This window comes from Rosistilla carotiformis, assembly GCF_007753095.1.
Taxonomy (GTDB): domain Bacteria; phylum Planctomycetota; class Planctomycetia; order Pirellulales; family Pirellulaceae; genus Rosistilla; species Rosistilla carotiformis.
This window is the reverse complement of the sequence record NZ_CP036348.1, coordinates 7,116,178-7,127,700: the sequence shown is the minus strand read 5'-3', so window position 1 is coordinate 7,127,700 and position 11,523 is coordinate 7,116,178. Positions and strand designations below refer to the sequence as shown.

Annotated in this window: 7 protein-coding genes and 1 tRNA gene; 4 read left to right on the top strand and 4 right to left on the bottom strand. The window is 60.6% G+C overall.

Annotation, left to right across the window (positions count from 1 at the left end; translation table 11 throughout):
- Nucleotides 1-27: 27 nt before the first annotated feature.
- The gene (locus Poly24_RS25630) at nucleotides 28-657 is read right to left on the bottom strand and encodes a sigma-70 family RNA polymerase sigma factor (RefSeq protein WP_145102279.1); all 630 of its coding nucleotides are present in this window, start codon (nucleotides 655-657) and stop codon (nucleotides 28-30) included.
- A complete protein-coding gene (locus tag Poly24_RS25625) occupies nucleotides 650-1,495 on the bottom strand; it encodes a biotin--[acetyl-CoA-carboxylase] ligase (RefSeq protein WP_145102277.1) in 846 nt (281 codons plus the stop codon). Before Poly24_RS25625 ends, Poly24_RS25630 begins: the two co-directional genes overlap by 8 nt.
- A 133-nt stretch (nucleotides 1,496-1,628) precedes the next feature.
- On the opposite strand from Poly24_RS25625, the gene Poly24_RS25620 reads away from it, so the two are divergent.
- Nucleotides 1,629-1,701: transfer RNA gene (locus Poly24_RS25620), tRNA-Glu, on the top strand.
- 401 nt (nucleotides 1,702-2,102) lie between these two features.
- Here the strand turns inward: Poly24_RS25620 and Poly24_RS25615 are convergent.
- Nucleotides 2,103-7,139, bottom strand: coding sequence for a neutral/alkaline non-lysosomal ceramidase N-terminal domain-containing protein (locus tag Poly24_RS25615; RefSeq protein ID WP_145102275.1), 5,037 nt, complete (start codon nucleotides 7,137-7,139; stop codon nucleotides 2,103-2,105).
- A 419-nt stretch (nucleotides 7,140-7,558) separates the two neighbouring features.
- Between Poly24_RS25615 and Poly24_RS25610 the strand changes: the two genes are divergently transcribed.
- Nucleotides 7,559-8,074 (top strand): DUF2802 domain-containing protein, encoded by a 516-nt coding sequence (locus Poly24_RS25610; RefSeq protein WP_145102272.1) that lies wholly within the window; start codon nucleotides 7,559-7,561, stop codon nucleotides 8,072-8,074.
- 84 nt (nucleotides 8,075-8,158) lie between these two features.
- On the top strand, nucleotides 8,159-8,407 hold the full coding sequence (locus tag Poly24_RS25605) for a hypothetical protein (RefSeq protein WP_145102268.1): 249 nt from the start codon (nucleotides 8,159-8,161) through the stop codon (nucleotides 8,405-8,407).
- 47 nt (nucleotides 8,408-8,454) lie between these two features.
- Here Poly24_RS25605 and Poly24_RS25600 read toward each other — a convergent pair whose 3' ends face one another.
- Entirely contained in the window at nucleotides 8,455-10,956 is a 2,502-nt protein-coding gene (locus tag Poly24_RS25600; protein WP_197452170.1) for a S8 family peptidase, read from the bottom strand.
- A gap of 379 nt (nucleotides 10,957-11,335) precedes the next feature.
- Here Poly24_RS25600 and Poly24_RS27240 point away from each other — a divergent pair, with 379 nt between their 5' ends.
- Entirely contained in the window at nucleotides 11,336-11,509 is a 174-nt protein-coding gene (locus tag Poly24_RS27240; protein ID WP_197452169.1) for a hypothetical protein, read from the top strand.
- The last annotated feature ends 14 nt before the right edge of the window (nucleotides 11,510-11,523 follow it).

Here is an 11,523-nt window from a genome sequence, read left to right as displayed (position 1 = left end):
GCGTCATCGGCGCTGATTCGCTGACGTTTAAAGGTCACCCAACAATTCCCGCAGGCGGCGGACGGCGCGGAGGTACCGCATGCTGGCGGCTGCGGGTTGTAGTCCCAGGACCTCGGCGACTTCCTGATTCGACAAATATTCAAAGTGACGCATCAGGATGATCTCCCGTTCGTTGGCGTCCAACTGGTCGATCGTCGCTTCGACGCGACGGGACAGTTCGGATTGGATCGCCGCGGCTGCGGGAGTTAATTCGGCATCTTGCAGTTGGACGATCATCTCCATCGTCGAGCGATCGTCGGCGACGGGGCCTATGATCGATTGCTCGCGATCCATGCTCCGTTTGGCGCTGCCGCGATGGCGACGGTAGGTGTCGATCATGTGATCCCAGGCGATCTGTCGCAACCACAGATGGAACGACATCGAGGGATTCGCCAGGTAGTCGGTCAGTCGCGTGCTCGCTTCGGTCAAGACATCCTGCACGACGTCGCTGACGTCGACTCGCTGCTGGACGCGGCGGTCCAATCGCATCTGGACCAATCGCCGTAACGCACTGCGGTGGCGGTCAAATAAGTCGTTGGTGGCCTGTGCGTTCCCGTCGCGAACACCTTGCAGGAGTTCGCCTGTCGGATCGCTCGCCGGCCAAATCGATTTACCCATCGTGCACCTCCACCTCGTCGCTCCACTGTACCACTTCGCCCGACCTCACCTCGACCACTTCGCCCTCGTCGCGGCGGACACGCAGCGCTCCGTCGCCATCGATCCCCAAGCAGACTCCTTGCAGCGTTTGTCCCGCGGTGTTGATTTCGATGCGGCGACCGCGCAGCAGGCAGACTTTGGAAAAATCGTCGGCGATCGCTGCCGAATCGGTTCGCCAGTCTGCGATCCGCACGGCGATCCGATCGATGATCTCGGGGAGGACCGCAAAGGTTTCGACGCGATGATCGGCGTAATCGCGGATCGAACGCGCCCGCTGTTGGACCTCTGGCGGTGCCTTGCTCAAATCGGTTGCCACATTCAATCCAATTCCGATCACCACGTGGTCGTTGTCGCGCCCCGCGGTTTCGATCAACACGCCCGCCACCTTGCCGCCGGCCAGATAGACATCGTTGGGCCACTTCAGCTGCACCGCGACCGGGTCGACGACTTCGCCAACCACGTCGCACACGGCCAGTCCGGCCACCAGTGCCAGTTGCGGCCAACGGGTGCGGTCGACGGCCAGTTGCGGGGCGGCGAGCATCAGCGAGAAGGTGAGCGTTCCGGAATCAGAGAACCAGCTGCGCCCCAACCGGCCGCGGCCTTGGGTTTGCGATTTGGCAACGATCAGCATCGGCGTGGGCTGGTCGGCTTGGTCGGCTAGCGATTTGGCGAGCCGATTGGTCGAATCGACTTCCGGCACCCAGCGGATCGAACGCAACCATCCGCTCCGCGACAACAGTTGCAACACCGCATCGGGGCCCTGCCAATCCACCTGCATCGATTCGCGATCGTGCGACAAAACTCTCTACCCCGAAAAAGCGAAGAACTGGAAAACGGGACAACCACTTTAGGGATCATACCAAAACGAACGGCGCAGCAGCACTTGAAGGATTTTGCGACATCGATAAGATAGAGCCCTGCCTAAGTGCCACGCCCCGTTCGTCTAGTGGCCCAGGACGCCGCCCTCTCACGGCGGTAACAGGGGTTCGACTCCCCTACGGGGTACTTTTCTTAGCAAATAACCAGTGTTTTGGCGACGTATGTCGACCGAAACGCTGGTTTTTTTGTGCCTCGACCGCGATTCCGTTCGGTGTCTGGCGTCGCGATCATGCCTTCAAACATGCGAGAGGAATCGTTTCGGATCACGTTGGGGGTGGCGTCGTTCGCGTTCAATGGGGGCCCGGGCCGTTGGCATGGGTTAAGCAAATCGCCTGGCATTCGGCCCTGGATCGGTGCGGGTGCGACCGCGTTGCGGTCGATTGGAAACGTTGCGGCGATCGTTTCTCTTGGTTTTTGCTGTGCTCAAACCATCGGCTACCGTCTGCGATCCCTGTCCGGATCGTTAGCCAGATAAATCGCCCGTCCTTTTGACCGTACGGCCTTCGGACCGTAACGGGAACGAAGGGCTACGGTTGGGCGAGCTGCTTGGCTTCTTCGGCTGACAATAGCTTTGCGTTTATCGCAAAGTCTGCCCCAAGGGCCTCGCGGCGAGTGGGCGTTCGCAGCAGGCCTTCGATCGCGAGCTGGCGATTTCGTGGTGTCAGTCCGGGGAGGCTTTCGATCAGCAGAGCCGCGATCTGCGGGGCGTCGATGTCGGCCAAGCCGCTCACCGCTCCCATCTGCAGTTCTCCGTTGATGTCGGCCCCCAGGTAACGCTTCAGATGTGGAATCGCTTCTTCTGGATCGTCCAACGCCACGATCCGCAGCGCGTCGTACCGGGTGCCGTTTTTCACCGCGTCATCGTCAGCCATCGCTGCTGACATCGCCAACGTCTGCTGCCAGCGTGGCGTCAGCGCCGGATCGGCGTCCAAAATTGCTGCGATCCGATCTCCCGGCCACTGGCCGATTTGCGTCAGTCCATTGATCAGGCCGCCGCCGATCACCACCGCTTGCCAATCTAATAACGGATCGCCCGAGCGAGGCAAGCTCGATTCCAAGGCGTCGTGAAGTTCGCCATCGTCGCTACGGCGACCGACTGCCAACGCGACTCGCCAGATCCACGGGATCCGCTTGTACTGAGTCGTCAGATCGTCGGCTCGCAGATCGACCGCCAACAGATTCAAGATCGCTGGCCCCATTCCCGGCCGCTGGTCGATCGCCTGTTGACGTCGCTCGATCGATTGGGATTCGTCCAACAGAAACGGAGCGATTGCATGAGCTTGTCGCGGCAGCGGCTGATCCGCAGCCATCGGTGCCGGGGTGCCAATCGAATGGATCACGTAGGCGATCAGATCGCTGACCTCCTGCGTCGTCATATCCTTTTCAAGCCCTTCGGGCATCAGCGAACGATCGCTTGCACGAAGCTGTTCGATCGATTCGCGGAGCAGTTCGTGCTCCTTGCCTCCCGATTCACGCAGCCGAATCATCGCGGCGTTCTCTTCGACGACCAAGCCCGACAGGACGCGGCCATCCTCGGAAAGCGCCGACCAAGAAACATAACGCGCATCGACTTCGCGGTTGGGATCCAGGATCGCCGAGAGCATCCACTGCGGGTCTCGGTTGGTGAGTGCCGTCAGGTCGGGCCCCACAACAAACCCATGATCCTCGACGCGATGACAGGCCGAACATTGTTTGCGGAACACGGCGCGGCCGCGGTCGACGTCGCCGGCAAGCTTCAGAGAAGCTTGAAACGTGTCGAGGATGGCAGCTCGGCTGGGCGAACCAGCCATCTCCAAGGCGCTCTTGGCTCGCTGGCGGATCGTTTCATCGGCGTGCGACAACAGCTTGCCGCGGCGGTCCGCGTCGAGAATGTTGGCTCGCAAATCTCCCTCGGCGATCGTGTCCAAGAGCGTCAAGGACCAGTCGTTGCGGGCGATCAAGTGGTCGAGGATCGCCGTTTGCGCCGACGCGCTGACTTCGCGATATCGCTCCAACAGCAACTCCGCCGCCTCGGGATGCCGCGTTTTGGCCAACGCGTTGATGGCGGCGACTTGCAGCGGTGCAGCATGTCGCGCGCTGACGCGTTGGCTGATCGCGTCGAGGACGTTTGCCATCGACAATTCATCGGCTACCGATGGCGGGTCTCCGGACGTTAATAGTTGAGTCGTCGCGGCGCCGCGGTATCGGCCCAACAATGCCAACGCAGTGGGATCGAGCGTCTCAATCGCGCGGCGATGAGCTTCCTGAACCGCTTGTTTCAGCTCGGGCGTCCAGGCGATCGTGGCGTCGCCGATGCGAGCGTCTGCCGAATCGAGCAGTTCGATCAGCAAGCGGTTTGCCGCGGCCTCATCGCTGGCGATCGCGGGCAGGACTTGCGATGCGGAGGCGTCGATTCCCTCGGCGTTTCCCAATCGGATCGCCGTTCGCAAGATCTGCTGAAGCGATTCGGGCTGTTGCTGTGCAGGCGGCAACGCGACGTAGGCGGCCAGCATCGCCGAGACGTTCGTCGGATTGAGCGACGAGATGGCGGCGGCGCGGACGAAGCGATCGGTTTCCGTTTTGGATGCCAACGCTGTCAGAGCGGGAATCGCCGATGCGTGCTTCAGTTCGCCCAACGACCAGGCGACTTGACGCCGCACGCGCGGGCTGGCGTGGGCCGCGTGTCGGATCACCGCGTCGCGGAGCACCGCGTCGTCGTCGAGCATCGGTTCGGCGAAGCGGATCCCGTGGCGGACGACTTCATCGTGTGAGTTGGCGAGTGCCACGAGCAGCGTCGGTGCGTCCAAGGTCTGCCAAGCCGAGAGGATAGCGATGGCGTGAATCCGCGACGCCGCCAACGGGGCTTCGGCAACGATCGCTCGCAATTGATCGGCGACCGAATCGGAGGGGGAATTCCAGAGGAGCATCTGATGCGCCAGATCGCGGACCGTTCCATTGCTCGACTTCAGCAGCGTCGCCAACTGCAGATCCGACTTGCCCGTCAGATCGAACGCGGGCGAAGGGGCTTCCGATGCCGGGGCTGCGGGCTGATCCGACTTGGGACGAACGCGATAGATCCGCCCCATCGACTGCCCCGCGTAAACGTCCAGTTCCGCCAACGTCGCTTGCGGGATCCAACGGGAGTGTTCGATCACGTAGCGGTACATGTCGACGACCCACAGGCTGCCGTCGGGGCCGGTCCGCGCTTGGACCGGACGAAACCAGCGGTCGGTCGATGTCAGGAACTCCGATTCGGTTTCGTTCTCGCCACGCGAAACTTGATAATCGATGCCGGTCGGTTGCAGGACGCTGCGGTGAACCAGTTGATTTACCGGTTCGCAGGTGAAAGCGTTGTTCAGGTATTCTTCGCCCAGTTGATTGTCGCGGTAGATGTCCAAGCCGCAGGCGGCGGTCGCGTTTCCAGACGCTCCGCTGAGTGCAAATTGAACAAGGTCCTCGGGGGGGAACAGGCGTCGGGTTTCCGCCCCGCCGGCGAGCCCCGAAGGAGTCGGCAGCGAGACCAAGGCATTGCGACTGTCGTAGCGTGCGTCGCTTGCATAGTGCAGCAGCAGCGAACTGTTGGTGCAGCCAAACCAATCGCCCCAGTCGTTTTGGCTGCGGCCTTGCTGCGTGCGACCGGCGACCGCTTGGATCTCGCCGGTATCGGGATTCATGCGGAAATCGCGGCCGACGATGTTGTGCGTCTGCCCCGTCTTGTGGCTGAGGATTTTTCCGCCGAAGAGTCCACACGAACCGTAGATCCAGTTATCGATGCCCCACCGCAAACTGTTGACTCGCGCCTGAGCGTTGACGATCTCGAAACCCGAGAAGAGCTTGTCGACCGAATCGGCGACGCCATCGCCGTCGGTGTCGCGAGCCAGCAGGATATCGGGAGCATCGCAGATCAACAGTCCGTCGCGCCAGACCTTGACATCGGTCGGAAAACGCAGCCCATCGACAAAGGTGACCGCTTTATCGAATTGGCCGTCGCCGGTCGTGTCGCTCAGGCGGCGGACTTGGCCGTGATGTTCAAATTTCTCGTAGACGCCGCGGCCGTAGTCGCTCATCTGAGCAACCCAAACGCTGCCGTCGACGCCAAAATCGATAGCGACCGGATCGCGGACCAACGGCTCGGCGGCCACGAGTTCGATCTCCAGATCGTCGTGCGTCTGCATGCTTTGCAGCGCATCTTGAGGCGACTTCGGCGCCACGCCTTGGACACCTTCGGGGATCACAAATTCGTCTGGAACCTGGCGATGGACCTCATCGACGATCCGCTGTTCCAAGCCGGCAGCCAATGTGGTTGGCAGAGCGAAGTAAGGGACTTCCGCTCCGCCGCCGTAGCCCCCTTCACCGACGAGGCGTTCCGACGGGATGTAGCTGCAAAAATCGTTGCTGTAGGTGTTCAACCAATAACGCTTGCGATCGATTTCGTTTTTCAAACGGATCGAATAGTCGACACAGACCTCGCCAGCTAAGAAGCTCATGCACAAGCTGTTCCCGAACACAAAGGTCTGGATCGGGTAATCGATCTCGGTCAGCAGCGGTTCGCCGCGATCGAGCTTTGCCAGCTGAGTCGTCGCGTTGTAGCGAACCGCAACATTGGAACTCTTTTCGGCCAGTTCGGTCAGTTCCTCTCGCGACGGCAGCGGATTGAGCGGCAGCGAGATACGTTGCAGTTGAGCACTCAACGGGCCGCTGATCGGCAGGGCTTTGGTTTCGGCAAGGCGTTTGACTTCGCTGGCGATCTCCGCCCCCTGTCGCTGCGCGATCGAGACGTCGTCGACCGACATATCGATCGGGTTTTGATCCGATCCGGCTCCGATCGACACCAGGGCGATGCTGTCGGGAAACTGGCGTTCGATCCCTTCGGCGGCGTATCCCGCCCAATCGCCGCTGATCTGATTGAAACGCAGCGTCACGCAGTGGCAGGCGTAAGAAACGTAGACGCCGCGGACGGCTTGCGTGTTGGGATCGCGAGCGATCAACGTCGGCAGATCGTGATCGGTCGGTCCGCCCATCGGCCGCCGATTTTTTGCAAACCCAACGGTTCCTGTCGATCGATGCAAGGTCGCCGGTTGACGCGAATCGATCGCTTCGGTGGCAGCCTGGACGATCATGCCGATGATCTCTTCGCTGTAGCGGTCGAGATGTTCCTGGTGCTCCGGCGGGATCGCTTGGCTGAAGATGTTGTCGCTGGCGCCATTAACTTTGGGGGCGCAGTGCGAATGGCTGAAGGTGAGGGCAAAGTTCTCGCGCGGCAGCCCGTGGGACTGCTTCAGTTGTTCCGCGATCCGGTCGACTTGAGGCAACCGCAAACCGAGATTGTCGACGGCGATGATCACCAGCGGCGGCGCGTCGGTCTGCGAGATCGCCATCGCGCGGGCAAAGACCGACTGCGAAACGCCTTCGGATTCCTCGCGGCGAAAACCAAAACCGTTCAGCCTCACCGGATAGTCGGGGGTGATGTCGACTTTGGCAAAACCAACTTGGTAAATCGCGTCGGATTGACCGAACGTGACCGTGGAGAGCAACACAATGAATAGGCACGTCAACGATTTGACGTAGGGCGCAGTGTTAGACATAAGGTGTCGAGTAGGCGGGAGGGAATGGCGGGGAAGGTCTTTGAGAGAAGGACCGTTGTTACCGCGAGTTTACCCGAACCCCACTGTCGATTGTTGGTTTTGGCAGCGCATTTTTTGTGCGGCCCCTCACGTGGCTGATCCGTTGCATTGGCTTGGGCTGGAAACGTGGTGAGGGCACTCCAGCGGCTACGACCGGAATGTCCCTCATCTCTCCGTTGGGAGGGGTGTTGCGGCGAGTGAGGCTCTCTTGTGACGGGGAGTTTGCGTTGGCAGAGCGACGTCACCGCATCGCATCACCACTGTCGTAATCGCTGCGATCGGAAATCTTTGCCAGAGAGGTCACGCGGTTGCTAGCTGACCGTCGATGACTAGGGATGTGCGCGTGTTGAGTTTTCGATCTCCGTTCCGATGGTGCTTTGATGTTGTTGCTGGCAGCCGGATCGTTCCTGTCTCAAATGATGCTGCTTGTGGGGATGATCCTGCTGGCATGGATCTTGGTGCGGCGGAACATCAAGATGCGGGGCCGTAGTCGGGCTGTCGATCGGGAGCTGAAAGCACAGCAAGCCGAAGTCCACAAGCCGGTGCGTGGAGCGCCGCTTGCAGACGCCCCCAAGGAAGTCCTGCGTTGGCAGGCATCGATGTTCGATCTGCAGCGCGAACTGAAAGCCGAACTCGATTCGCGGGTCCTGGTTGTCGAATCGCTGCTTCGACGCGTCGACCAGCGGGTCGAAGAGCTGCGGTCGTTGCAGCTGGAAAATTCTGCGCAAAGCGGCAAACCGGCGGCGTCGGGGCCAAGTTACAGCAAGGTCCGACGGCTGGCTGCAATCGGCTTTTCGGCCGAAGAAATCTCGCAAAAGCTCGATATTCCCCAGGCGGAAATCGAATTATCGCTAGGGCTACAGGCGGAAATTCCTCAGCCTTCCAGTTCGGCGTGACCTGACGTGTCACGGCGGTCGCCAATGATTGTGGACATAAGACATTTGCTTTGTTGTCATGTGCCACGAACTGGAGACCATCCGATGACTCAATTGATGCTGTTCGACGCTCCTGTCCCCACCAACGTTCCCGTCGCTTCGGTTCCCAGTCGCTCGGCCGTCGATTCTCGCTACACTGGCCAGCCTACGTTCGCTGTAACGAGCTCGCGCGACGAACCTCAACGGATGGGCAACCTCGCTCACTTGGTTCTGGCCCGCTACGACATGGTGCATCGCCGTCGCGAAGCCCAACGCCGCGCCGCCATGGCTCGCGTTCAAGCTCAATCGGCCTAAGTTCTCCCCATCGTCGACGCGCGCAAATCCGAAGCTTCGCTAGCGTGTTAGAGTTCGGCGAACAATTGGTCCAGCAGATCGCGCTCTTCATCGTCGCTAGGTCCTTGGACCCGAGATTGGGCGAGACCCATGATTTCGTTGGCCCGTTGGGAGACCGATCGTTCGGTCGGGTCTTCGTCGAGCGTCACGACGCCGCGGTATTCCGGTTCTTCGATCGGGTCGCTGTCGATCTCGACAGCTAACGCTTGGGGCGCGACAATGATCGGTGATCCGTTCAGGAAGGTCTCGGCAATTTCAAAGCCTTGAGCCGCGCGCACCGCGCCTCCGCCAGCATCCAGTTGAACCAAGCCACCGATGTTGTGCAGCGTCTGATCGGCCGAATCGGCGTAGATCGTCGCGTGGTCGATACCACCCGCAGTCGCGTGTCCCACGACCGATTCAAAGTGTCGCGCTTGACTGTAATAGCCCGGACCGCTGATGTAAGCGTTCGTCGCGTTGGCACTCATCCGATCGTCCCCCGCCGAATCATAGAGATCGGCCGTGTCGTTGCCCCCCGCGGTGCCGTAGGCGTTAACGCGATCGAAGCCGTAGACTAGGCTCAAGAAATCGTCGCCTCGGAGGCTTGTGAATTCGGGGCGAATCGCCAAGCGGTCATCGCCCGTCGAATCGTATAGGTATGCGGTGTCGTTTCCACCCGCGGTGGCGTGGACGTAGATGCTGCGGATCCCGGTCACGGTGTGCTCGAATCCGACGCCCGAAAGTTTTGTATCGCCAGGGCTGGCCGAGAGCGTGTCGTTGCCGGAGGAATCGTAGAGGTAGGCTCGGTCGGAGCCTCCACCCCCCTCGATGGAAACCTTTTCTACGGCCGACATCTGAACCAATAGGGAGGCGTTTTCAATCTCGCCGCTGCCGACGCGAAGGGTTACCTTTTCGACAGCCTCCGATCCGATCACGTTGACCGTGTCATTGCCGCCACCGCCAAGGATCTGCAGATTGGAGATCTCGCCGTGGCTAAAGTGGTATTCGAAATTTCCAAACCTCAGCATCGCATCGTTCCGCAAATCGATCTCGACCTGGTCCGAAGCATCGGTTCCGGTGAATCGCGCCTGCCCATCGGAAACGCTGACAAGGTTGGCGATTTCGACAGCCAGCGTCGATCCGACGCTGGAATCGATTCGGAAGCGGATCGTTTCGCCAGCCTGCACGTTGACGTCGAATTGACGTTGTGTGGCGCTCCCCGATTCGACGATCGTATCTCCCACGACACGTTCGATCACGATCGGTAACGCTGCTTCCGATTCATCGCCGCGAACGATCGACAGCAGGCCGTCGCGCTCTGCGTCGACGGTATACCACTGGCCGGTTTCCAATTCGGTCTGCGTCCATTGGATCGAACCGAGATCCTCCACCGGGGCGTCGATCGGTTCGGGTTCGATCACGGGAGGGTCGGTTGGCGCAGGCGGTTCGGTGGGTTCTTCACCGCCGCCGTCGACGATCAATTGTTCGATCGCGCGGGTTAGATTGATTTGATAATACGTAAGCCCCGTCGCGTCGTCGGTCGATCGATCGGCGGTGTCGTAAAGGTGATCGAGGACCGCGCCACCGTCGGCGTCGAGTCCCGCCGATAACATCGCTTCGCGGACCAAGACCGCCGCGCCAGCGATCTGTGGCGAGGCCATGCTGGTACCGGTGGCGTTGACGAAGTCGTCGATGCGGCCATCGCGGCCGAGGACGTGATCGGGGACCGAACTGTTGACCAGTTCGCCGGGGGCGACCAGGATCCCGTCGGTTCGCTGGGAGAAGGAACTGAGCGAACCGTCCCCCGCGATGCTGCCGACCGGCGTCACGCTGGGGCTCGCAGCGGGATAGGCCAGCTGCGACGGAGCGTCGGCGTCGAAGGCGTTTCCGGCGGCGGCAAAGACCATGATTCCGTCAGCCTTTAACAGGCTCAGTTCGTCTTCGAGCTGGGCTTGGATCTGCGAAGCCATCTCCGCTGGCAAGACCGACCCGAGCGACAGATTGACTGCCGTGATTGGGTTTTCGAAAGCGAACCGATTTTCGTGTACCCAGGCCAACGCATCTTCGATCCAGTCGAGGTTGCCGCCACCGTAATCGTCGAACACGCGGAGAGCGACGAGGTCCGCCCCGGGAGCGATTCCCGAAAACGAATCGCTCGATCCAGCCAACGTTCCGGCGACATGGGTTCCATGAAAACCCGACGGTCCATCGTCGTAGGGATTGGCGTCGTTTTCGGCAAAGTCCCAGCCTCCAACAACGCGATATCCGGGGCCAAAACCTCCGCCCAATGCGACGTGATCGTAAGCGATTCCGCTGTCGATCACGGCGACAGTTTGCCCCGATCCATCGAGGCCATAGTTTTGGAAAATGTCCTGTGCCTGGTCCATCAACGTTTGCGACGATGAGGCATCGTCTGCCTGTCCTCCCGACAGCGGATCGATGTCCCATAGGTCCATCAGAACATCGGCGGTGGCACTTGCCGATAGCGCCAGACGCGTCTCAAAACGCAGTAGGCGGGACGTGCCCTGCATGAGGGGATCGCGGCGGTCTGGGATGGGCATGTGGTTTGGTTTGTCGAGGGATGGACTTGAGAGGAACCTCACCGCAACCATACGTTTTTCTTCTCAACATGCTTTGTTTCCACGGGCAAAACCAATTGGGCGGTTTGACGATTGGGGCGACTGTGTCGGTCGCGAGGCTGGTTTCGCTCAATGAGGCCGATAGCAATTTAATCTCAAACCGAATCGCGCCTGATTTACAGGCACCCGACCGAAGCAGAGACGATAAATCGGAAGGGCTCCGAACTATGGCGGGATTCGGCTTGCTCGAGATACACGTGCGTTCAGGAACCGAAAGCGGTGCGAGGGAACACCACGGATAGGTGGCGTTTAAGTCGTCCTGCAAGGCCCCGTGATCGCATCCGCCCGAAGGATCACGCGATGGATTGTCGCTCGCGCACCGACCGGTGCCATCGCATTCCACCCCGCGGCGCAGCAGATCAGCGAGCCACTGGGGATCGAATCCGGTGGTACGGTCGGTCGCGCGGTGTCTGCGGCGGGCTGCAAACCGGATCGCGATCGCTAGGGTTCCATCACGCT

What these genes read in the sequence shown, in the direction of transcription:
- Poly24_RS25630 (WP_145102279.1), bottom strand. Translation starts at nt 657, where the DNA reads ATGGGTAAATCGATTTGGCCGGCGAGCGATCCGACAGGCGAACTCCTG.
- Poly24_RS25615 (WP_145102275.1), bottom strand. Translation starts at nt 7,139, where the DNA reads ATGTCTAACACTGCGCCCTACGTCAAATCGTTGACGTGCCTATTCATT.
- Poly24_RS25610 (WP_145102272.1), top strand. Translation starts at nt 7,559, where the DNA reads ATGTTGTTGCTGGCAGCCGGATCGTTCCTGTCTCAAATGATGCTGCTT.
- Poly24_RS25605 (WP_145102268.1), top strand. Translation starts at nt 8,159, where the DNA reads ATGACTCAATTGATGCTGTTCGACGCTCCTGTCCCCACCAACGTTCCC.
- Poly24_RS25600 (WP_197452170.1), bottom strand. Translation starts at nt 10,956, where the DNA reads ATGCAGGGCACGTCCCGCCTACTGCGTTTTGAGACGCGTCTGGCGCTA.